Origin of the sequence: Sinorhizobium medicae (assembly GCF_007827695.1) — a bacterium.
Taxonomy (GTDB): domain Bacteria; phylum Pseudomonadota; class Alphaproteobacteria; order Rhizobiales; family Rhizobiaceae; genus Sinorhizobium; species Sinorhizobium medicae.
Genome location: NZ_VITA01000008.1, coordinates 47,361 through 71,214, shown reverse-complemented (window position 1 = coordinate 71,214; position 23,854 = coordinate 47,361). Strand labels below are relative to the sequence as shown.

Sequence of the window (23,854 nt, the reverse complement as noted above, 5' to 3'; positions counted from 1 at the left end):
GACATGAACAAGATCAGACTTTCTCTTCTTACGGCAGGGCTGACGCTTTCCGCCGCGGGCTTCGCCCATGCGCATGCGACATTCGAGAAGGGCAGTGCTTCCGCCGGAGAAACCTTCAACGCCACCCTTCAGGTGCCCCATGGCTGCGACGGCAAGGCGACGACCGAAGTGCGGGTGCGGCTGCCCGAGGGTTTCGTGTTCGCCAAGCCTCAGCCAAAGCCGGGTTGGGAACTTGAGATCATTGAGGGCGACTACGGGAATACGTACGACAACCATGGCACCAAGGTCTCGGCCGGTCCCGTCGAGATCCGCTGGAAAGGCGGCAATCTGCCAGACGCGTACTACGACACCTTTGTCGTACGCGGCAAATTCGCGGGCTTCGAAAAGGAGACCGTGCTCGCCTTCCCGACGACGCAGCTTTGCGGCGAGGACGGCAAGGTGGTCTGGGATCAGGTGCCGGCAGAGGGCCAGGACCCCCATTCCCTCGATCAGCCTGCACCGACCATCACGATCACAATGGCCGGAGGCGACGATCCGCATGTCGGCCACGGGAGCCTGCCTCAATCCGCGGCCGAAACGGTCAAGCTCGGCGATCTCGATATCTCGGGAGGAGCTGTGAAGGCTATGTTGCCCGGCGCCAAGGTCGGCGGCGGCGGCTTCCTCGTCAAGAACAACGGCAGTGTCGACGACCGCCTGATTGCCGTCGAGAGCCCCGCTGCCGGCCGTGTCGAACTCCATGAAATGACGATGGAGAACGACGTCATGAAAATGCGCAAGCTCGACGAAGGCATTGCCGTCCCCGCCGGCGAAACGGTCGAACTGAAAAATGGCGGCCTGCATCTCATGTTCATGGAGGTGGAGAAGCCCTTTGCCGAAGGCGACACCGTGCCGGTGACGCTTACCTTCGAGAAGGCCGGGAAGGTCGAATATGTCCTGCCCGTCGGCACCGCAGCGGGCGGCGCTCATTCCGGGCACAGCCATCAATAAAGCACGTCCAGGAAAAGTGCGTAGCCGTTTCGATGCGGACATACGCAGTTCGAAAAGTTGAGGATTGAGCTTCGCGGGATCGCGGCGGCGCCGCTCAACTTCCCTGGATGATCCGATCGAGCATTTCGGCGATCTCGCCTTGCTCTGTTTCATCGCCGGCAGAGTTGTCGTCCTGCCGGCGATCCTCTCTGCCGTCGTCGCCATCCCCGTTCTCCAGATACCGGCGTAACGTTTCGGCCTGCGTCTGTTGCGGCAGGCGACGCTCTGCACCGATCAGCATGAGGTGCAGCGGCAGCAAACTTCCGATTTTCGAAGGCATCGTGATCCGTTCCAGCCGACCGGCGGAGAGAAGCGTGATTGCCTCGTCGACGAGCCCACCGCCACGCATGTGCGTGGACGGCTTCGCTGCTTCCGCCGCATATGCCGCCGTCGTCGCGGAAATGGTGACGACCTGGGTCAAACTGTCAGTCCTTGGGCACGATAGTGCATTCCTGTGCCAGACGTCGCTTTCGATCGGGTGAAAACGGGCGATCGGATTTTAAGAGAATGCTAACGATTCGACTGTGCAGAACTGAGAGCCGCGCAATTTTGTGTACCGTCGGTTGAACGGCATGTACAATCATGGCCGTAATGAAGAACCGATGCAGTTGCTGCGTCGACAGATACCGCATTCATGAAATTCATATTGAAGACAATTTCACTCACGAAAGGACGTAATCTATGCGCGCGATCGTATTGTTGTTGGCGATCTCTGTCCTTAGCGCGTGCTCGCAAACAGCCAGGCCCAGCGCCGAACGGTATTATGCGGGAGAAGGGCAATATTATTCCGGGGTCGTACCTCCAACGCCTTTCTGACGCAGGCCGGCTCAAGCCCATGTCGGTTTGAGAAGACATGCATAAGCAAAACTCTGAAGTGAGGCGCGTGGACCGGTTTCAGTCGCGATGCCCATGGGTTGTCGCCGTGTGGTTCAGGGGGCATTTGTAAACCGCCATCCTCTACCTGCCGGTGATGACAACGGGTCGTTGCGCTGAAGCAGCGCTATAGACTCTGCCGTCATTCCCGGACGAAGCCTGAATATGACTTCCGGAGCGGAGAAAGTGATCAACCAGATCCTCCACCAGACAATAGAGCAACGAACGACACGTAGCCGTCTGGGGCCAGCACGTTTACGCCTCAGAAGTTGCAGATCGGCAGGTTGGGAATTGATCCTGCGCGAATGGCAGAATATCAATGGCCGTCAAATCGTTAGGAAAGGTACGGGGCCTATGCGCAAGATCGTGATGTTGCTTGCACTCGCAACCCTCGCGGCGTGCTCGCACACGGGAGACCGGGTGGTCGGAGGAGATGGGGACTACTATTACGGCCTTGTTCCGCCGAGGTGACCTTCACCATCGCGGCGGCAAAGTCTGTTGCGTGCCGGTACCGGCGTGTGGACGCGCATAACGGACGGCGAGGCGCGTCGCGTATGCGCCGCCCTCGTCGAACTCAACGTCTCGACGGACAGCCTTCGCCGACGAATGCGGCCGGCCCCCTCAGATCTCGCGGGTGTGCCGGTGCCTAATAGCCTACGCGCACGCCGCCGGGGCTTGTTGCGCTGAAGTTCGGTACCGGATTCGGCCCGTACCACTGAGCATAGGTCGTGTTGTTTGCGCCGGTGCTGGAGCACCCGGACAGAACGACAAGCGCCAACATGGTGGCGGCCAGATATTTGATGGGCATGAACTCTCCGATTCTGCTTCCTCAGATACGCGTAAATTGCGGTATCCTGAGCCGCCAGTCCATCGCTTTCACATTGACTCTTTTGCTTTTTCTTTCGGGGTGACAAGCAGCGCCCCGGGCCATTTGATGGGTTTGCATCGGCAGGTCGAGATCTCCAGGGACCAGGAGGGCCTCAATGACGGAAAAACCGCGACTGTTCGGAGCGGACTACAGTGTCTATGTCCGGATCGTTCGGCTGGTGCTGGCAGAAAAAGGAATCGACTGCGACCTCGTTCCCGTCGACATCTTCGCGGAGAGCGGTCCTCCGCCCGGATACCTGGACCGGCATCCCTTCGGTCGCATTCCCGCATTTGAACATGAAGGCTTCAGGCTTTACGAGACCGGCGCCATAGCGCGCTATATCGATGAGGCATTTCCTGGAATCAGTCTTCAGCCCCCGAAGCACGGGAGCGCGCCCGCTGCAATCAACTGATCAGCATCGCCGACAACTATGCCTATCCCATTTTGGTCTGGGGAATTTACGTCGAGCGCGTTTCAAAGCCGGCAAAGGGCGCCATCGCCGACGAAGCCGCGATTGGCGGAGCGCTGCCGAAGGCGAGAACGTGCCTGAAGGCCATTTCGGAAACAATGGGTACTGCGCCGTGGCTAGCCGGGGAGAGCATTTCCCTCGCCGATCTCTATGCTGCGCCGATTTTCGACTATTTCCTGACGGCGCCGGAAGGGCAGGAGATATTCCGGGATCATGAAAACCTGGTGGCGTGGCGGTCACGCATTTCGGCGCGGCGGTCGATGAGGGACACGCTGCCTTTATAGCCTTGGCCTCTAATGCAATGCCGGGCCCGAAGTGTCCTTCGGGCCCGGCATTGTTCTTGTCTGTGTTTCGTCACCGTTTGTGGCCCGCCTACCTCACGAGCACCCGCTCGTCGCACCGCACGTGTCGCACTTCTCGCACGTCCCGTTCCTCACCATCGTGAAGTTCTGGCATTCGGAGCACATGTTGCCGGTATAGCCCTGCATGATCGAGCGGGCGCGGCGCTCGGCTTCCACCTTCTTTGCCTCCGACTTTGCCGCAGCGGCCTCTGCCGCAGCCTTGTCGGAGAAGAGGGCGGTCACTTCCTGTTCCGCTTCTTCGGCGATCTCCTCGGCGAGTTCGACGGCTCGTTCCTCGTAGTCGCGCTTGAAGGCGACGACTTCGGAGGAGGCGGCGGCGATTGCCGGCTCCAGCTTGCGCACGGCATTGCCGGAGATCGAGGTTACCGACGCGCCGCCGGAGGCGCGGGCGGGGGCGGCGGTTGCGGCACCCTTCGGCTCGGAGCGCTCGCCCGTGCCACCGACGATCGACGGCTTGTAGCCGCGGGTCCAGCCGGTCGAGACGAGGTTGGTCTTGCCTTCCTGAATGCCGCGGCCGAGCGCGGTGTTGCTGAAGTCGGAGGTATCGACATGAGCAAGGTCGTGACGGCCGAGATAAGACACGGCAAGTTCGCGGAAGACGTAGTCGAGGATCGACGTCGCGTTCTTGATGGCGTCATTGCCCTGGACCATGCCGGCCGGCTCGAATTTGGTGAAGGTGAAGGCCTCAACATATTCCTCGAGCGGCACGCCATATTGCAGGCCGAGCGAGATGGCGATGGCGAAGTTGTTCATCATCGCCCGGAAGGCCGCACCTTCCTTGTGCATGTCGATGAAGATCTCGCCAAGGCGCCCGTCGCCGAATTCGCCGGTGCGCAGATATACCTTGTGACCGCCGACGACCGCTTTCTGGGTGTAGCCCTGACGGCGGTTCGGCAGCTTCTCGCGGGCACGCACCACCCTCTCGATGACGCGCTCCACGATCTTCTCGGTGATGGCGACGGCCTGGGCGGCGGCCGGTGCCTGCATCAGGTCTTCGATCGCATCCTCGTCTTCCTCGTCCTCGATCAGCGAGGAGTTGAGCGGCTGCGAGAGCTTGGAGCCGTCGCGGTAGAGCGCATTGGCCTTCAGCGCGAGCTTCCAGGAAAGCATATAGGCGTTCTTGCAGTCCTCGACGGTCGCCTCGTTCGGCATGTTGATCGTCTTGGAGATTGCGCCCGAGATGAAGGGCTGGGCAGCCGCCATCATGCGGATGTGGCTTTCGACTGAAAGATAGCGCTTGCCGATCTTGCCGCAGGGATTGGCGCAGTCGAAGACAGGCAGGTGCTCCGCTTTCAGGAAGGGTGCGCCTTCGAGCGTCATCGCGCCGCAGACATGGATGTTGGCGGTTTCGATGTCCTTCCTGGAGAAGCCCAGATGCTCGAGCAGGTTGAAGTCCACCGATGCAAGCTGCTCATCGCTGACCTGCAGCGTGCCCTTGAGGAAATCTGCACCCAGCGTCCACTGGTTGAAGACGAACTTGATGTCGAAGGCAGCCTTCAGTGCCGCGTTGACGGCTTCGATCTTCTCGTCGGTGAAGCCCTTGACCTTCAGCGTCGTGGGATTTATGGCCGGTGCCTGGTTGAGATTGCCGTGGCCGACGGCATAAGCCTCCATCTCGGCGATCTGGCTTTCCGAATAGCCGAGCGTGCGCAGCGCCTCGGGAACCGCACGGTTGATGATCTTGAAGTAGCCGCCGCCGGCGAGCTTCTTGAATTTCACCAGGGCGAAATCGGGTTCGATGCCGGTCGTGTCGCAATCCATGACGAGCCCGATCGTACCGGTCGGCGCGATCACCGTGGCCTGGGCGTTGCGGTAGCCGTGCTTCTCTCCGAGCTCGACCGCCTGGTCCCAGGCGCTCTTTGCATGGGCGATCAGGTCCTGGTCCGGGCAATCGCCATGGACGAGCGCGACCGGGTTGACGGACAGGCCCTCATAACCGGCGGTCTCGCCATAAGCGGCGCGCCGGTGATTGCGCATGACGCGCAGCATGTTGTCGCGGTTCGGCGCAAATCCGGGGAAGGGGCCGAGCTTTGCGGAAATCTCGGCCGAGGTGGCATAGGCGACACCGGTCATGATCGCGGTCAATGCGCCGGCGATGGCGCGGCCCTCGGGCGAGTCATAGGGAATGCCGGACGACATCAGAAGGCCGCCGATATTGGCATAGCCGAGGCCGAGCGTGCGATAGGCATAGGAAAGTTCGGCGATCTCGCGGGAGGGGAACTGAGCCATCATCACCGAGACTTCGAGAACGACCGTCCAAAGGCGGACGGCATGCTCGTAGTCGCCGATATTGATCCGCTTGTTCGCGGCATCCTTGAACTGCATCAGGTTGAGCGATGCGAGATTGCACGCCGTGTCGTCGAGGAACATGTATTCCGAGCACGGGTTCGATGCGCGGATCGGCCCCGCAGCGGGGCAGGTGTGCCAATCGTTCATCGTCGTGTTGAAGTGCAGGCCCGGATCGGCGGAGGCCCAGGCGGCATGCGAGATCGACTCCCAGAGGTCGCGCGCCTTCAGGGTCTTCATGACGCGGCCGTCCTTGCGGGCGGTCAGGTGCCAATCGCCATCCGCTTCCACGGCGCGAAGGAAATCGTCCTTGATCGAGACGGAATTGTTGGAGTTCTGGCCGGAAACGGTGAGATAGGCCTCCGAATCCCAATCCGTGTCGTAAGTCTTGAATTCGATGTCCTTGTAGCCCTGGCGCGCGAACTGGATGACGCGCTTGACATAGTTCTCCGGTACCAGTGACTGCTTTGCGGCGCGGATCTCGCGCTTCAGCGCCGGGTTCTGCTTCGGATCGAAGCAGGCATCGTCGCTGCCGTCGCAATTGATGCAGGCCTTCATGATCGCCTTCAGGTGCTTGGCGACGATCTTCGAGCCGGTGACGAGGGCGGCAACCTTCTGCTCTTCCTTGACCTTCCAGTTGATATATTCCTCGATATCCGGGTGGTCGATGTCGACGACGACCATCTTGGCCGCGCGACGTGTCGTGCCGCCCGACTTGATGGCGCCCGCGGCGCGGTCGCCGATCTTCAGGAAGCTCATCAGGCCGGAAGACTTGCCGCCGCCCGAGAGCTTCTCGCCCTCGGCGCGCACATAGGAGAAGTTGGAGCCGGTGCCGGAGCCGTATTTGAAGAGGCGCGCTTCGCGCACCCACAGATCCATGATGCCGCCCTCGTTGACGAGGTCGTCTCCGACGGACTGGATGAAGCAGGCATGCGGCTGCGGATGTTCGTAGGCGGACTTCGACTTCGTCAGCTTGCCGGTGAAGGGATCGACATAGAAATGTCCCTGGCCGGGGCCGTCAATGCCATAGGCCCAGTGGAGGCCGGTGTTGAACCATTGCGGCGAATTCGGCGCGACGCGCTGGGTAGCGAGCATATAGGCGAGCTCGTCGCGGAAGGCGCTGGCGTCTTCTTCCGTGTCGAAATAGCCACCCTTCCAGCCCCAATAGGCCCAGGTTCCGGCCAAGCGATCGAAAACCTGGCGAGCATCCGTTTCGGAGCCGTACTGTTCTTCTTTCGGAAGCGCCTTCAGCGCGTCGGCGTCCGGAACCGAACGCCAGAGAAAGGACGGCACGTCGTTTTCCTCGACCCGCTTCAGCTTTGCGGGCACGCCCGCCTTGCGGAAATACTTCTGGGCGAGGATGTCGGCCGCGACCTGCGAGAACTGCGCGGGTACGTCGATATCCGCGAGACGAAAGACCACCGACCCGTCCGGGTTCTTGATCTCACTCGTCGCCTTGCGGAATTCTATTTCGGCATAGGCGGATTGCCCGGCCTTCGTGAATCGACGCTCGATCCTCATTGTCCCGTCCTTTGTTGTCATGCGCCAAAGCGCAGTTAACCCAGCCCGGCCGCGATGGTTCTCGCAGCCAGCTTCAAATTTCTTTCGATGCGAGGAAACCCAGCACGTGGGTAATCCTGTATCTTGTGGTGATGCTGGCTGCAAACACTAAATATAGTATTAACAGGCTCTTTACGCCAGCCCGAAATGCCACTTAGGCGCCCGAATCTCGCGCAAAATTCCGCCACTGCAGCCGCTCGGGGTTATCCGCTCAGGCCGCATATCGGAACCGACGATTTAGGGGTTTGAACCGGCCTCAAAACTTCCCGGTCCGCCGCCGTCGCAACGTGAAATCCATTAACCGTGAATCGCCCGTGGGCGTCAAGGGGTGGTTTGTGACGGAAGTTTGAGCGCTATATCTTGTGTGGATGGACTGTGGAAAACGGGGACATCGCTCAAGCCATTGAAAATCAGGGACTTCCAACACTTGCCTGCCAAGCCGACGCAGCGGCAGGCGGAAATTCAAATTTTTTATGGATGAAAAAGCGGGTACGAGACGGTATTGGGTGCCACCCGCGATTGCGAATGGCGCCGCGATGTGACTGCTCGAGACCGATTCGGATTGGTTGATCGCCCGACCGTGGTCGGCCGGAGTGCCAGGCCTTATGTTATGGCAAGTTTCGAGCGGGCGCATGCACCCACGTCCTGCCTGCCGCAGGGCCTAGTCCACGCGCTTCTGCAATTCCCTTGCTCCGTTCGGCGCATTGATCTTGCCTGAGGTGATGAAGAAGGCAAAGACGTCGCGAGGCGTCTTCTCCGGCTTGCGCGCCGGCGCGCTTTTCTCCAGATCCCCCGGCTCGTCACCGGCGGCAAAGGCCTTCAGTCGCTTGGCCCAGTGGTCGAGGTCCTTCGGCGGGTAGCAGCTCTTCACCTCGTCGCTCCCCTTCTGCAGACGCGCATAGATGAAATCGGTGGTGACATCGGCAATCATCGGGTAGTCCGCGTGCTCTGCGAGCGCGACGGCCACCTTGTATTTTTCGAGGAGCTGCACGAACTCCGGCGCCTGGAAACTGGGATTGCGAACCTCGACCACGTGGCGAAGCTTCAGGCCGTCCTGCTTGTCCGGCAGGAGCTTCAGAAATCCCTCGAAATCCTCCGCATCGAACTTCTTGGTCGGCGCGAACTGCCAGAGGATGGGCCCGAGGCGGTCGCCGAGTTCGGTAAGCCCCTGCGTCAAAAACCGCTCCATCGATTCGCCTGCTTCCGAGAGAATCTTGCGGTTCGTCACGAAGCGACTGGCCTTCAGGGAAAAGATGAAACCGTCCGGAACCTCCGCCGCCCATTTGGCAAAGGTCGCCGGCTTCTGCGAACTGTAATAGGTGCCGTTGACCTCGATCGTCCGCAGTTCCTTGCCGGCAAATTCGAGCTGCCGTTTCTTCGGAAGGCCATCCGGGTAGAAGCTGCCTTCCCAGGGTTCGAAATTCCAACCGCCGATACCGGCACGGATCCTACCCGAACTTGCCATGCTTTTCCTCCTCGAAGCTTTCTTTCAGCGCAGTGCTTTATCAGTCACGCGAACGTCGCGCAGGATCATGCCGCAGAGCTTGGCCAAATCGAACCGGAAACACCACCCGCTTTGCGCAGCACGGCGAAGCATCACTCCGCCGCCACCACCTTCTTGACCGGCCGGCGCTCCAGAAGTTCCTTCAGGAATTGTCCCGTATAGGAACGCGGCTCGTTCACGACCTCTTCCGGCGTCCCCTGCGCGATGACTTCGCCGCCGCCATCGCCGCCTTCCGGGCCGAAATCGATGATCCAGTCGGCCGTCTTGATGACCTCGAGATTGTGCTCGATCACCACGACGGAATTCCCCTGATTGACAAGCTCATGCAAAACTTCAAGTAGCTTCGCTACATCGTGGAAATGCAACCCTGTTGTGGGCTCGTCCAATATGTACAGCGTGCGTCCGGTGGAGCGTTTCGACAGTTCCTTGGCCAGTTTCACGCGCTGGGCCTCGCCGCCCGAAAGCGTATTCGCCTGCTGACCGATCTTGATATAGCCGAGGCCCACCTGATTCAGCGTTACCAGCTTGTCGCGCACGGCTGGAACGGCTGCGAAGAACTCGACGCCTTCTTCCACCGTCATGTCGAGCACGTCGGCAATCGACTTGCCCTTGAAGTGCACGTCGAGCGTTTCCCGATTGTAGCGCTTGCCGTGGCAGACGTCGCAGGTGACGTAGACATCCGGAAGGAAGTGCATCTCGATCTTGATGACCCCGTCACCCTGGCAGGCCTCGCAGCGGCCGCCCTTGACGTTGAACGAGAAACGGCCGGGCTGGTAGCCGCGGGTTTTTGCCTCCGGCAGACCGGCGAACCAGTCGCGAATCGGCGTGAAAGCCCCCGTGTAAGTCGCCGGGTTCGAGCGCGGCGTGCGCCCGATCGGCGACTGGTCGATGTCGATGACCTTGTCGATATGCTCGAATCCGTCGATGCGGTCGTGCTCGGCCGGATTTTCGCGCGCGCCCATCACGCGGCGGGCGGCAGCCTTGTAGAGCGTCTCGATCAGGAAGGTGGATTTGCCTCCGCCCGAAACGCCGGTGACGGCGGTGAAGACGCCGAGCGGAATCGATGCCGTCACATTTTTCAGATTGTTGGCCCGTGCCCCTACGACGGTCACTTCCTTTTTCTTTTTCGGCTTTCGCCTTTCGCCCGGGACAGCGACGGACAGTTCACCGGAGAGATATTTCCCCGTCAGCGACTTCGGATTGGACATGATATCGGACGGGGCACCCTGCGCGATGACCTCGCCGCCGTGAATGCCGGCCGCCGGGCCGATATCGACGACATAGTCCGCCGTCAGGATCGCATCCTCGTCGTGCTCGACAACAATGACCGTGTTGCCGATATCCCGCAGGTGCCTCAGCGTATCCAGAAGGCGGGCATTGTCGCGCTGATGCAGGCCGATCGAGGGCTCGTCGAGAACATAGAGGACGCCTGTCAGCCCGGAGCCGATCTGCGAGGCAAGCCGGATGCGCTGGCTTTCTCCACCCGACAGCGTGCCGGAGTTGCGCGACAGGCTCAGATATTCCAGCCCCACATCGTTCAGGAAGCGCAGGCGCTCACGGATCTCCTTGAGGATGCGCACCGCAATCTCGTTCTGATTCGTATTGAGGTGCCGCGGCAGATCCTCGAACCAGTCGCGTGCGGCGCGGATCGACATTTCGGTGACTTCGCCGATATGCAGCGCGTGGATCGTGACCGCAAGCGCCTCCGGCTTCAGCCGGTAACCCGCGCAGGCGGGGCAGGGCGCCGCTGACATATAGCGCTCGATCTCTTCGCGTGCCCAGGCGCTGTCGGTCTCCTTCCAGCGGCGTTCGAGATTGGGCACGATGCCTTCGAACGTCTTCGTCGTGTTGTAGGAGCGGGCGCCGTCCTGATAGTGGAAGGCGATCTTGTCCTCGGTGCCGTGGAGGATCGCGTCTTGCGCTTCCGCGGAAAGCTCGCTCCAGCGGCTCCCGAGCTTGAAGCCGAATACCTTGCCGAGCGCCTCCAGCGTCTGGTTGTAGTAGGGCGAGGTGGATTTTGCCCAGGGCGCGATGGCGCCGTCGCGAAGCGTGCGGTTCGGCTCCGGGACGATCAACGCCTCATCGATCTTCTGCTGGCTGCCGAGGCCGTCACAGGTCGGGCATGCCCCGAAAGGATTGTTGAAGGAGAAGAGCCGCGGCTCGACCTCGGGGATGGTGAAGCCCGAGACGGGACAGGCGAATTTTTCCGAAAACAAGACGCGCTCATGCGTCTCGTTCAGCGATTTGTTGGCCGAGCCGCCGGCCGACGTCTCCTCCGGGGGCAGGGGCCGGTCGGCGAATTCGGCGATCGCCAGTCCGTCGGCAAGCGTGAGGCACGTCTCGAGGCTGTCGGCAAGGCGTGTGGCGAGATCGGGCCGAACGACGACGCGGTCCACGACCACATCGATGTCGTGCTTGTATTTCTTGTCGAGTGCCGGCACGTCGGCAATCTCGTAGAACTGGCCGTCGACCTTTACGCGCTGGAAGCCCTTTTTCATAAGCTCGGCGAGTTCCTTCCTGTACTCGCCCTTACGGCCGCGCACGAGCGGCGCCAGAATGTACAGGCGCGTACCTTCGCCGAACTCCAGCACCCGGTCGACCATCTGGCTGACGGTCTGGCTTTCGATCGGCAGGCCCGTGGCCGGTGAATAGGGCACGCCGACACGCGCGAAGAGCAGGCGCAGATAGTCGTAGATCTCGGTAACGGTGCCGACAGTCGAACGCGGATTGCGCGACGTCGTCTTCTGCTCGATCGAGATTGCCGGCGAGAGCCCGTCGATCTGGTCGACGTCGGGCTTCTGCATCATTTCGAGGAATTGGCGGGCATAGGCCGAAAGGCTCTCGACATAGCGCCGCTGTCCCTCGGCGTAGATCGTGTCGAAGGCAAGCGAGGACTTCCCGGAGCCGGAAAGGCCGGTCATCACGATCAGCTTGTTGCGCGGCAGGTCGAGGTCGATGCCCTTGAGATTGTGCTCGCGGGCGCCGCGAATGGAGATGGTCTTGAGTTCGCTCATCGGAAGGCCAGCTTTGAATGTCGGTTGAATGCCCCTATGTAATGACGGCTGCGCCCATGTCGAGGCGCAATCGGCAAAAGAGGCGGCTCAATTGCGATTCGGTTGACAGAATAATAGAGAGATACTAGAACAAAAAAAGAACAAAGTCAGCTTCGTCCAAGCCAAATCAACTGTGGATATTTGCGCGAAGCGGGGCGTATCGGCGGCAGCGGGCCGCTAAGGTGTTCGCTCGTGAGACATTGGAGAGCCGGGCTCGCGGTCCGGCGGCAAAAACGGGAAAAGCGACATGGCTGGTAGCGTCAACAAGGTGATCTTGATCGGAAATGTCGGGGCCGACCCGGAAATCCGGCGCACGCAGGATGGCCGGCCGATTGCCAATCTCAGAATTGCCACCTCCGAAAGCTGGCGCGACCGTAACTCCGGCGAGCGCCGGGAGAAGACGGAATGGCATACTGTCGTCGTCTTCAACGAGGGTCTTTGCAAAGTCATCGAGCAATATGTGAAAAAGGGCGCCAAACTCTATATCGAAGGCCAGTTGCAGACCCGCAAATGGCAGGACCAGAACGGCAATGACCGCTATTCGACCGAGATCGTCCTGCAGGGCTTCAATTCGACGCTGACGATGCTAGACGGCCGCGGCGAGGGCGGCGGTGCGAGCCGCGGCGGCAGCGATCTCGGAGGCGGCGGATACGAGGAATACGATCAGTCGCGGGGGCAATCGTCAGGCGCCCGGTCGGGCGGCCAGTCGAACCAGGGCGGCAACTTCTCGCGCGATCTCGACGACGACATTCCGTTCTGATCGACGACGGCAGCAACGCTGCGATCATCGGCCCGCTTCGTTGCGGGCCGACGACGTCCGCGAGGAAGCCACTTATCTGCCCTGTCGAACTGCATCCTGTAATTGCCTGACGAGTTCTGCGGTCCGCGGGTCATGGGGCCGAAGCTGGGCGAGCGCTTCGGCAAAAGCGAGCGTCTCGGCATAGCGTCCAAGTTTGAGCCCGATTTGAATGGCAGTGCCGAGCAGATCGGCATCTGTCGTACCACCCGCATCGGCCGGATCGAACAGTCCGAAAGCGTCCTCCGTTCGGCCGACCGCATCGAGCGCGATGGCCGCCGTCATCCTGTATCGAGTATTGGCGGGTTCCAGACGCACTGCCGCTCCCAACTCCTCGATCGCTTCCTGCATGGCCTTTTGACGGACAAGCGACAGGCCATGTCCATAGCGAAGGTCTGCCAGATCCGGATTGGCCGCGACTGCTTCGGCGTAAGCCTGTTCCGATTTCTCGTTGTCGCCGCTGGCGCGATAGAGCTCGGCAAGGTTGATGCGCGCGCCCGAAAACGTCGGATCAAGGGTGATCGCCTGCCGGAATGCCTTTTCCGCCTCGTCCGTGCGCCTCTGCTCGAACAGGAACGACCCGTAGGTGCCTTGCGCCTCGGCGCTGTCCGCGTTGGCCTGGACAAAGCCGCGCAAGTCGCCGGCGGCGGCCTCGAAGGCCCGCCGTCGATCGCCGAGAAGCTCCAGTGAGGGAGTGGCGCCAAGGACCCTGATGGCGGCCACCCGGACAGCTCGGGTTTCGTCGCCAAGCAGGCCGCCGATCACGTCTGGCCGCAGCTCGGGCGGCAGGTTGGCAGCCGCCTCGGCTGCTCCCAGCCGGACGAGCGGATCGGGGTCCGCCGCGGCCACTCTGACGTCCGCGGCCGCGGCTGCCCCATCGAGCCTTGTCATTTCTCCGATTGCGCTGCCCCTGACGATGCCCGGTTGCTGGCGGTCGGCCAGAAATCCGCGCAGCTTCTCTATTGCGGCAGCATCATCCCGCGCCGCTGCTGCGAAGGCATGGGCGATTGTCGGGCGTTCACGCCATCCCTTTCCATACCATTCGTCCATACTCTCGGACGCCCACGCATTCGTTTTGCCGACATGGCATGCGATGCATGCATTCGGGGTGCCGTAGATCGCGGAAAGGTCGGGGCGAGGGATCACGAAAGAGTGGTCGCGCCGGGGGTCCACCTTCATGTAGGTACGTTCCGGCATGTGGCAGTTGGCACAAAGAGCGCCAGCTGAGCCTTCGGGGTGATGCGTGTGTGCGGGCGTATCGAACGCGCCGCTCGGATCGTTGCTGGCAAAACGCTCCGGCGCGGTCTCGGCGTGACATTGGGTGCACAGCGCGTTACCGGCGGCCTTTACGGTACCTTCGTGTGCCCTGTGGCAGTCGAAACAGGTGACGCCGGCCTTTGCCATCTTGCTCTGCTGGAAGGAGCCGTATTCGAAAACCTCGTCGAGGATCTGTCCGTCCGGGAAATATAGGTCGCTGCGAAGCAACGCGGGGGAAAAATGGTCGAGAAAGGCTCCTCCCGGCCGGTAGCCGTCGACAAGTCTGGTGCGCCGCGCGTGGCAGGCGAAGCAGGTGTTCACGTCGACCTTCGCCAGGCTTGGATCTGCCATGTCCGCCGAGACACCTCCCGCTTTGGTCTTGGCCCATTCGACGTGCTTTGCGCCGCCGCCATGGCAGGACTGGCAGCCGATGCCGGTCGCCACATAGGACGACTTGTACTCGTTCGCCTGCGGCTGGAAATTGGCCCGTGGGTCGGTGGAATGACAGTCGATGCAGGTGCGGTTCCAGCGGTAGAACGGCCCCGTCCAATGAAATGTGGAGCCCGGTTTTGCCGCGCTGCCTTCGCCCAGCCAGAACCAGGTCTGCTTTCGCGTATCCCAGGCGATGTCGAGAGCCTGCAGCCTGCCGCCGCCGAGATCGATCAGGTACTGCTGTAGAGGCTCATAGGCGAATGTATATTTGACTTCGTAATCCGATTGCCTGCCATCCGGCCCTTCGGTGCGGACGAAGAAGCGGTCATCTCGGCGAAAGAAGTCCGCTGCGATACCGACGTCCTCGAACCGGGTGCCGTTGAAGTCTGCCCGTACCGACTGTTCATCGGCGACAGCCATCGCCCTCGCGTGATGCGACGCGGCGAAAGCGGCCGCCTGTTCGGCATGACAGGATGAGCAGGTTTTCTCGTCCGCGAAGCCGTCATGAATTGCGATCAGCGGGTCGCCCGGAGCCTTCCTCTCTTCTGCCGCAGCCGCAGTTCCGAAGAGCGTAAGCACGCAACAGAGCGCCAAAGCCATCCAACGAAGCGCCGCACGTCGAAGGCACAAATGCGGGCGGAGGACTCGGATGCCGAGTTTTGGCAGATAGCGGATAGCGCCCGAAAAGACGCGACGGAAAACCTCGGCCGGAGACGTGGCCGACATCAGCGGCGGTTTCGTCGAACCTGCGCTCACCAATGCTCCCTTCGTGAAAGCGCCGAGCCTTCGGCCCGCAACCTTATTTGTCTGGAAAGACTTGCTTCCAGTCCGCCTTCATGTCGACAACGGTCCATTTGTTTATCGCCGCCGCATCAAGCGCCTTGTCCAGACGTCCGAACTCGGTGTCCCGATCGTAAGCGTATTCGCGATCTGCGTCAGTGTGGTGAATGATCATGCCGAAGCGGGCGGTTTCGCCTGCCAATGTCGTCCATTGCAGCATTTCGAGGTCGCCGTCGGAATTGCCGAAGGCGGCGATCGGGCGGCGGCCGATATGCGCGTTGATGCCGACCGGCTTGCCCGCTTTGTCGTCGATGAAGTTCACTTCAGGCAGGCGGAACAGGGTCGGGGTGCCGTTACGCATCTCGAACTGCGTCTTTATGGATGAGCCCAGCACCTGCTCGGGAGGCACGCCGTAGACCTGTTCGACCCACGGGCGCATGAACTCGATGCCCCCTCCGGACACGATATAGGTCTTGAAACCGTTGGCGCGCAGATAGGTGAGCAGTTCAAGCATCGGCTGGTAGACAAGCTCGGTATAGGGCTTCTCGAATCTGGGGTCGCGCGCGGTCGCGATCCAGTCGGAAACGACCTTCTGGAACTCGTCGCTGGTCATACCCGCATGGGTCGCCATGATAAGCTCGACAAGGCCCTTCTCGCCTGCTGCAGCAAGGGCCTTCATGTCGCCCTCGAGTGCCGCCTTGAAGGGTTGAGTGTCTTTCCACTCCGGATGCGCTGGTGCCTCGGCCTTGACCCGGTCGAGCGCGAAGGCGAACTGTGTGTAAGCCGGATGCTCGACCCACAGCGTGCCGTCATTGTCGAAGACGGCGATGCGCTCCGATTCCGGAACGAAGTCGGGCGAGCTTTCCATGGTCACCTTTTCGACGAAAGCGACAATCGCCGCCTTCGGAGCGGTGTCGTTCCACGAGGGCAGGGGATCCGACTGTGCATGCAAAGGCGCAAGGGCAAGAAGGTAGATCGCTGCGCCGGCCGTGGCACGGCGAGCCAGTTGAAAGAAATTATACGCCGAAAACATTGCGGGCACCTCCATTGGCGATCGGCGCGGTCTTGCGACCGTCGCCCGGACGACGAAACGGCCCCGGCTTCTCGCCGGGGCCGTGGTTGGACGGATCAGTTGCCTGTCGGTAGCGGGATGTTCACGCCTTCCTTCCCAAGTTGCTGGCGCGCCCACTCAAAGCGCTGGTAACTGGTGATCGTAAGCGGTCCGCTGTAAGATTCGCTCTGCAGCTTGCGCGGCGGATGCTGCACATAGGTCTTCATCAACTCCTCGATGGCGTTGCTGATGCTCACCATCGTCCAGGTGTGCTCCGTATAGTTGTTCATGAAAATGTCGTAGCGTTCCTGCGGATCCTGCCAGAGATCAAAGACCTGCGGGACTGTCGCCACATAGCTCTCCGCCCCCTTCCAGCCGAGATTGGAATCGACTGCCAATCCTCCGGTCGATTGCCCGTTGTCACCCCGCAGGTTGAACACCGCCTTGTAGTTGCCGACACGGGCGGCGCCCGGCGTCAACTCGTTCTCGGTGAAGTAGAACCAGGACTTGCGCGCCGACTTGCCGGTGCCGAGAAGAACCGGCGACATGTCGTAGCTGTCGAAGACGATCGGCTTGTCTTCGCGGTCCTTGTCAGGAAGCGGGACGCCGCCGGCTGCCGCGAACGTCGCCATCAGGTCAAGGCCGCCGACGATGTCGTGATTCTTCGAACTCGGCTTGATCTTGCCGGGCCAGACCGCGATGGCGGGAACGCGATTGCCGCCCTCGCGCACGGTGCCCTTGGTACCGCGAAACGGCGTATAGCCGGCGTCGGGATAGACGTCCTGCCAGGCCCCGTTGTCGGTCGTGTAGAAAACCAGGGTGTTCCTGTCCATGCCGGTTTCACGCAGCTTGTCCAGGATCCTGCCGATGCGCGTGTCGAGCTCCACGACGGAGTCCGCATATTTGGTCTTTGACAAGGACTTATGCTGGAACTCCGGGGCAGGAAGATTCGGCTGGTGCACCTTCATGAAGTTCACGTTGATGTAGAACGGCTGATCCGGCTTTTTGGCGGCGGCATCGAGGAATTCGATTGCCGCCTTTTCGACATAGCCGTCGAAGAACGGGATCCCGACGACACCGGGCTTACCGTCGATCACGGGAGTGTCGACGTATTGTCCGTTGATTTTGAAGTCCTCCGTCACCTCCCCGCCGGCTTTGCCGGAAAGCGAGCCTTTCGTCACTTTCTGGAACATGGCCCTGAGTTCCGGGTCCATGTCCGGGAACCAGGTTGCGTCCGCATAAGTGTAGGCATTGAGATGATAGAGGCCGACATATTTCATTTCATCGTAGCCCTGTGCGATCGGCAGCGCGTAGTCTGCCTCGCCGAGATGCCACTTGCCGGTGAAATAGGTCTGGTACCCGCCGCGTTTCAGCACAGACGCCAACGTCCATTCGGCTGCCGGCAGCCCACCGCCCTCGCCCTGGAAGGCGACCGTGGTCATGCCGCTGCGGTTCGGAATGCGCCCGGTCTGCATGGCAGCGCGGCCGGGCGTGCAACTTGGTTGGGCGTAGAAGGAAAAGAAGGTCATGCCTTCATCCGCCAGCTTGTCGATGTTCGGCGTAGGCATGCCGCGGCCCTCGCCGCCGCCGTAAGGGCCGAGATCGCCGTAGCCGGTATCGTCGGACACGATGAACAGGATGTTGGGCTTTCTCGTCTCCTGAGCTTGCACTGGGGCAAGCGCGCCCCAAAGGACGGTGGAAGCAGCCAATGCTCCAACGCCGCAGATAATTCTACGATTCATTTCAGAGTCCTCCGTTGAGATCTCCGGCCGAACGGTGATTCACTCAGGCGCACGGCGGAATTCAATGGGCGCCGGTCGCGTATTCAATCTGAAATCAAGAAAACAACTGAAGCGATAATAATGCGATGCGAAACCTTTCGGTCGGCAATAGGGTCCAGAGCGTCCGTCATGGATTGCGAGCGGCACTCATGGCGAGCAATCTACCGCATGGCGAGCCGCAGCGATATTGCGCCTTGGGGCAACTATCGCGCCGCAGCTTTGGCATCTCTCGATGAGCTTCTCGGGGCATCGTTACCGGCTGCTGCATCCAGGGCGTGAATGGTGGCGCTTCGTTCAGACCTGAAACGCCGAGCGCACGCCATCCACGACGAATTGTACGGCGAGTGCCGCAAGGATGACGCCGAGGAGGCGGGTGAGGATCGCGCGCCCGGTCACGCCGAGGAACCGGTCGATACGATCGGCGATCACCAGCGCCAGGAACAATATGGCCATCGATGCCGCAAGGACGACGATAAGCTGCATTCGCTCGACCGCCGAGGGAAAGGAGCTTCCGAGGAGCATGGTTGCCGAAATCGCCCCGGGTCCTGCAATCAAGGGCAGCGCCAGCGGAAAAACCGCAATGTTGTGAAGGTGGTCCTTCGTGATCGCCGTCTCCCCGGCCTTTTCCTTTCGCTCCTGACGCTTCTCGAAAATCATCTCGAAAGCAATCCAGAAGAGCAGCATGCCGCCGGCAATGCGGAAGGCGCCGATCGAGATGCCGAGCAGGCCGAGGATGCCGTCACCGAAGAGAGCGAAGGCGGCGAGGATGAAGAAGGCGATGAGCGAGCCACGGGTCGCCACCTGAAACCGTTGCTGCCGATTCAGGCCGACGGTCAGGCTCAAGAAGATCGGCGCAAGGCCGGGCGGATCGAGCGTGACGAGCAGCGTCGTCAGCGCATTGATCAAGAGATCGACATCGAACATCCGTGTCCCCTTCCGGATTTTTGCCCCGGCTTTTCCCGGTAGCGTGCCCGCATTGTTAGGCAAGCGCGGCAAGCTTGGAAAGAGCGGGTAGCCAAGTGCTGCGCAATGGCTTAAACCAGCGCGACCCCAAGGCACGCAGCTTTCTTTGCGCGCTCTTCCCAATTCACTGCCGCTGCCCTAGAAAAGCCCGCTCCAGCGGCAAAAGACTGTTCAAAACACCGGCCGAAAATTGGCGCTGCGAGCCGCATTCGGCTATAAAAACCCGACTGATTCTGAACAAAGATCGTGATCGCCATTGACTGAGCAAAGCACCCCCGGCGGCGGAAAAAATCCGCCAGGCATCGAGCCGATTTCCATCATCGAGGAAATGCAGCGGTCGTATCTCGATTACGCCATGAGCGTGATCGTGTCGCGCGCGCTTCCCGATGTGCGCGACGGTCTCAAACCCGTTCACCGCCGCATCCTTTATGGGATGAGCGAGCTCGGCATCGACTGGAACAAGAAATACGTAAAATGCGCTCGCGTCACCGGTGACGTGATGGGTAAATATCACCCGCACGGCAACGCGGCGATTTACGACGCGCTGGCACGCATGGCGCAGGATTGGTCGCTGCGGTTGCCGCTGATCGACGGCCAGGGCAATTTCGGCTCGGTCGACGGCGATCCGCCGGCGGCTGAGCGTTATACCGAATGCCGGCTGCAGAAGGCGGCACATTCGCTGCTCGACGACCTCGACAAGGAAACGGTCGATTTCCGGGACAACTACGACGGCACCCTGCACGAGCCGGTCGTCGTTCCGGCAAAGTTCCCGAACCTGCTCGTCAACGGCGCTGGCGGCATCGCCGTTGGCATGGCGACCAATATTCCGCCTCATAATCTCGGCGAAGTCATCGACGCCTGTATCGCATTGATCGACAATCCCGCCATCGAGCTGCCGGAGCTGATGCAGATCATCCCAGGGCCGGATTTTCCGACCGGAGCCCTGATCCTCGGCCGTTCGGGCATCCGTCAGGCCTACGAGACGGGCCGCGGCTCCGTTATCATGCGCGGGCGCGCCCATATCGAGCCGATGCGCGGAGATCGCGAACAGATCATCATCACCGAGATTCCCTATCAGGTGAACAAGTCGACGATGATCGAAAAGATGGCAGAGCTCGTTCGCGACAAGCGGATCGAAGGCATTTCCGATCTTCGCGACGAGTCCGACCGCCAGGGCTATCGCGTCGTCGTCGAACTGAAGCGCGATGCCAATGCCGAAGTCATCCTCAACCAGCTTTACCGCTACACGCCCCTGCAGACCTCGTTCGGCTGCAATATGGTCGCGTTGAACGGCGGCAAGCCGGAGCAGATGAGTCTGCTCGACATGCTGCGTGCCTTTGTCTCCTTCCGCGAGGAAGTCGTCAGCCGGCGTACGAAATACCTGCTGCGCAAGGCGCGCGAGCGGGCGCATGTGCTGGTCGGTCTTGCGATCGCCGTCGCGAATATCGACGAGGTGATCAAGCTGATCCGCCAGGCGCCGGATCCGCAGACCGCGCGCGAACAACTGATGGAACGCCGCTGGCCGGCCCACGACGTCGATGGGCTCATCCGGCTGATCGACGATCCGCGGCACCGGATCAACGACGACGCTACCTACAACCTTTCCGAGGAACAGGCCCGCGCCATCCTCGAACTCCGCCTGCAGCGTCTGACGGCACTCGGCCGCGATGAGATCGGGGACGAGCTCAATAAGATCGGCGATGAGATCAAGGATTACCTCGATATCCTTTCGTCGCGGCTCCGCATCATGCAGATCGTCAAGGACGAGCTTACTTCCGTCCGTGACGAGTTCGGCACTCCGCGCCGCACCGAGATCGCCGAAGGCGGTCCCGACATGGACGACGAAGACCTGATCGCGCAGGAGGACATGGTCGTGACCGTGTCCCATCTCGGCTACATCAAGCGCGTGCCGCTCACGACCTATCGCGCGCAGCGCCGCGGCGGCAAGGGCCGCTCCGGCATGGCCACCCGCGACGAAGATTTCGTTACCCGGCTGTTCGTGGCCAATACTCACACACCGGTTCTGTTCTTCTCCTCGCGGGGCATCGTCTACAAGGAGAAGGTCTGGCGGCTTCCGATCGGCACGCCGCAATCACGCGGCAAGGCCCTGATCAATATGCTGCCGCTGGAGCCGGGTGAGCGCATCACCACGATCATGCCGCTGCCCGAGGACGAGACGACCTGGCAAAACCTCGACGTCATGTTCTCGACGACCCGCGGCACGGTCCGCCGCAACAAGCTCTCCGACTTCGTCCAGGTCAACCGCAACGGCAAGATCGCGATGAAGCTCGAGGAGGAGGGCGACGAAATCCTGTCGGTCGACACCTGCACCGAGTTCGACGATGTGGTGCTCACGACAGCACTGGGCCAGTGCATCCGCTTCCCCGTCGCCGATGTGCGCGTCTTTGCCGGTCGCAACTCGATCGGCGTTCGCGGTATCTCGCTCGGCGACGGCGACCGGATCATCTCCATGGCGATCGTCGCTCATGTCGAAGCCGAACCTTGGGAGCGTGCCGCCTATCTGAAACGGTCTGCCGCAGAGCGTCGCGCCGTGACGGGTGAAGAAGAGGAAATCGTCCTTGTCGGCGAGGAAGTCACCAATGGCGGCGAACTCACCAATGAGCGTTACGAGGAATTGAAGGCGCGCGAGCAGTTCATCCTCACCGTCTCGAAGAAGGGCTTCGGCAAGCGCTCCTCGTCCTACGACTTCCGTACGTCCGGCCGCGGCGGCAAGGGCATTCGCGCCACCGACACGTCGAAGACGGCGGAAATCGGCGAACTCGTCGCGGCTTTCCCGATCGAGCACAACGACCAGATCATGCTCGTCTCGGATGGCGGTCAGCTCATCCGCGTGCCGGTGGAAGGCATTCGCCTCGCGAGCCGCGCCACCAAGGGTGTGACCATTTTCTCGACCGCCAAGGACGAGAAGGTCGTTTCGGTCGAGCGGATCAGCGAGCCGGATGGCGACGAGGAGATTGAGGCCGTAGGCGCCGAAGGCGTTATGGCGCAGCCGGAGCTCCCACCGGAGCCCACGTCGACGCCGGAGGAGTGATCGGGCCGGAAGATGAGTTTCAGGCCCGCCGCTGGTCCAGCGGCGGGCCTCTTTTTATGGGCCTGCGCGCCTGTCGCGCTTCCGGGAGAGGAGCCTTGTAAACCAACCGATATAGCCGTTATGACGCTTCTCGGTTGCCTCCGCTAGGCAAGGCACAGGAATCGGGCCCGTCAGTTCTTGAAGACGATGCAGGCACCGCCGCTCTTGCGGATAGCGGCGCAAAGCTGATCGGCTTCGGCACGTGTCTGCCGGCCGATGCGGGCGGCGTAGCGGCGTCTGCCTCCGAAACTGCCGTTGCGCTCCCGAACAAGAACCGCCTTTTCGCTGTTGATCGGCGCTGGCAATCTTTTCACGGCATTCATGAACAAGCGTTGCGCCACGGATTTCTGGTAGTGCGCCGAAAGTTGAATCCCCCAGGGCGCCCAGACGGCTTCGTCGGCGACCACCAGCTCGCGCAGGCGCCGCGTGTCGGCGAGTGCAACGCAGCCGTCGAGAAAGCTTTTTTCCTTGTCGAGTTCGATATTGAGCGATTTCGGTGGATTGTCGCGCCAGTCCTCGACCGAGTAGGCCGTGATCGCCAGCACGTAATCCCGCGTTTCATAGGGCAGCCGGTCTTTTTCGAGGAAGCGCTCGAGGCCGGCCTCGCCAGCATTATAGGCCGCCGCCGCAAAGCCAAGATTGCCGTAACGCGACTTGAGCTCGCTTAAATATTCCGCCGATTTGCCGAGGGCCGCCACAGCGTTGAAACTGTCCGACAACCCGCGCAGCTTTGCCGTCCCGGGCATGAACTGGGCAATCCCCTCCGCGCCCTTCGGGCTGATGGCGTCGGGCTGGAAAAGGCTTTCGCGCCAGATCAGCCGGGCAAAGAAAGGGGCAGGCAGGTCGTTCGCCTTGGCATAGTGTTCAATAATGGTGCAGACGTCGCGAGAGAAATTATCGGGGCTGATGCAGAGACGAAGGGATGGGTTTTCTGACGACACTCCCGAATACAAGCATTTTTTCGGCGGAGCTGGCGCGTCGGTGCGAGCCTCGGCGAGCCGATATTGATCGGCGAAGATCAGCGCCGCGGCAGAGAACATGGTTGCGGCAAAGCGCAGCAAACGCTTGTTTCGGATGCTCCAGATGCTGATTGTACCTGTGTTTTCGTGCCCGATCATGCGGCCCTCAGCGACGAACGATTGCACATAGATAGCATTTCCGCTGCGGGCGAGAAATCGTCAGTTCTGGCTTCAATCAGGTGAGCCGCTGCTCAGGATCAGCTGCATGAAGGTAAGGTCGAGCCAGCGGCCGAACTTCGTGCCCACCTCCTTCATATGCCCGGTCTGCCGAAAGCCCAATTGCTCATGGAGGCGGATCGACGGCAGGTTTCCCGATTCTATCCCCGCGATCATTACGTGTTTGCCAAGCCCTTCGGCCCGGCCGATGAGTTCAAGCATCAGCGCCCGGCCTATGCCGCCCCCGCGCTGGTCCAACCGGACGTAGACCGAGTGCTCCACGGTGTGCCGGTAGCCATCAAAGGCACGCCACTCGCCGAAAGAGGCATAGCCGACAACTTCGCCCGTGCCGGACAGCGCGACAAGCACGGGCAATCCGGCAGAGTTGCGCGCGTCAAGCCATGTGGCTCGATTGGCGACATCGACAAGGGTCTCGTTCCAGATCGCCGTCGTATTCGCCACGGCATCATTGTAGATGGCGCAAATTGCCGGGAGGTCGGTCTCAATGGCGTCCCTGATTTTCATAT

At 61.2% G+C, this 23,854-nt stretch carries 14 protein-coding genes and 1 pseudogene; 4 read left to right on the top strand and 11 right to left on the bottom strand.

Features of this window, described 5'->3' with window-relative positions:
- The first annotated feature begins 3 nt into the window (after positions 1–3).
- Positions 4–987 carry a DUF1775 domain-containing protein gene (locus tag FB009_RS15650; protein ID WP_011975355.1) on the top strand — a complete coding sequence of 328 codons (984 nt, stop codon included), beginning with the start codon at positions 4–6 and terminating at the stop codon, positions 985–987.
- A gap of 94 nt (positions 988–1,081) precedes the next feature.
- Here FB009_RS15650 and FB009_RS15645 read toward each other — a convergent pair whose 3' ends face one another.
- Positions 1,082–1,447, bottom strand: a complete 366-nt coding sequence (locus FB009_RS15645) for a hypothetical protein (RefSeq protein ID WP_024311826.1) — start codon at positions 1,445–1,447, stop codon at positions 1,082–1,084.
- Between the two features lie 1,098 nt (positions 1,448–2,545).
- Positions 2,546–2,707: a hypothetical protein gene (locus tag FB009_RS15640; RefSeq protein ID WP_011975357.1), complete on the bottom strand. Its 162-nt coding sequence runs from the start codon at positions 2,705–2,707 to the stop codon at positions 2,546–2,548.
- 175 nt (positions 2,708–2,882) lie between these two features.
- Here FB009_RS15640 and FB009_RS15635 point away from each other — a divergent pair.
- A pseudogene (locus FB009_RS15635) lies at positions 2,883–3,520 on the top strand (glutathione S-transferase family protein).
- A 93-nt stretch (positions 3,521–3,613) separates the two neighbouring features.
- Here the strand turns inward: FB009_RS15635 and FB009_RS15630 are convergent.
- The 3 genes from FB009_RS15630 to uvrA all read right to left on the bottom strand — a co-directional run bounded on the left by FB009_RS15630 (position 3,614) and on the right by uvrA (position 11,962).
- Positions 3,614–7,405, bottom strand: coding sequence for a vitamin B12-dependent ribonucleotide reductase (locus FB009_RS15630; RefSeq protein WP_011975395.1), 3,792 nt, complete (start codon positions 7,403–7,405; stop codon positions 3,614–3,616).
- 700 nt (positions 7,406–8,105) lie between these two features.
- A complete protein-coding gene (locus tag FB009_RS15625) occupies positions 8,106–8,909 on the bottom strand; it encodes a DUF72 domain-containing protein (RefSeq protein WP_011975396.1) in 804 nt (267 codons plus the stop codon).
- A gap of 131 nt (positions 8,910–9,040) precedes the next feature.
- Entirely contained in the window at positions 9,041–11,962 is a 2,922-nt protein-coding gene (uvrA, locus tag FB009_RS15620; protein ID WP_145161672.1) for an excinuclease ABC subunit UvrA, read from the bottom strand.
- Positions 11,963–12,248: 286 nt separating this feature from the next.
- Here uvrA and FB009_RS15615 point away from each other — a divergent pair, with 286 nt between their 5' ends.
- Positions 12,249–12,761 (top strand): single-stranded DNA-binding protein, encoded by a 513-nt coding sequence (locus FB009_RS15615; protein ID WP_011975398.1) that lies wholly within the window; start codon positions 12,249–12,251, stop codon positions 12,759–12,761.
- Between the two features lie 72 nt (positions 12,762–12,833).
- Here FB009_RS15615 and FB009_RS15610 read toward each other — a convergent pair whose 3' ends face one another.
- The 4 genes from FB009_RS15610 to FB009_RS15595 form a co-directional block, all read right to left on the bottom strand.
- A complete protein-coding gene (locus FB009_RS15610; protein WP_164889854.1) occupies positions 12,834–15,086 on the bottom strand; it encodes a tetratricopeptide repeat protein in 2,253 nt (750 codons plus the stop codon).
- Between the two features lie 199 nt (positions 15,087–15,285).
- Complete coding sequence (locus tag FB009_RS15605) at positions 15,286–16,299, bottom strand: HAD family hydrolase (protein ID WP_011975400.1); 1,014 nt, start codon at positions 16,297–16,299, stop codon at positions 15,286–15,288.
- Positions 16,300–16,394: 95 nt separating this feature from the next.
- Positions 16,395–18,059, bottom strand: a complete 1,665-nt coding sequence (locus tag FB009_RS15600) for an arylsulfatase (protein ID WP_011975401.1) — start codon at positions 18,057–18,059, stop codon at positions 16,395–16,397.
- Between the two features lie 333 nt (positions 18,060–18,392).
- Entirely contained in the window at positions 18,393–19,022 is a 630-nt protein-coding gene (locus FB009_RS15595; RefSeq protein ID WP_011975402.1) for a MarC family protein, read from the bottom strand.
- Between the two features lie 295 nt (positions 19,023–19,317).
- On the opposite strand from FB009_RS15595, the gene gyrA reads away from it, so the two are divergent.
- Positions 19,318–22,113, top strand: a complete 2,796-nt coding sequence (gyrA, locus tag FB009_RS15590) for a DNA gyrase subunit A (protein ID WP_145161668.1) — start codon at positions 19,318–19,320, stop codon at positions 22,111–22,113.
- Positions 22,114–22,283: 170 nt separating this feature from the next.
- On the opposite strand, the gene FB009_RS15585 is transcribed toward gyrA, so the two are convergent.
- Complete coding sequence (locus tag FB009_RS15585; protein ID WP_018010997.1) at positions 22,284–23,297, bottom strand: transglycosylase SLT domain-containing protein; 1,014 nt, start codon at positions 23,295–23,297, stop codon at positions 22,284–22,286.
- 45 nt (positions 23,298–23,342) lie between these two features.
- Entirely contained in the window at positions 23,343–23,852 is a 510-nt protein-coding gene (locus tag FB009_RS15580) for a GNAT family N-acetyltransferase (RefSeq protein ID WP_011975405.1), read from the bottom strand.
- Between the last annotated feature and the right edge of the window lie 2 nt (positions 23,853–23,854).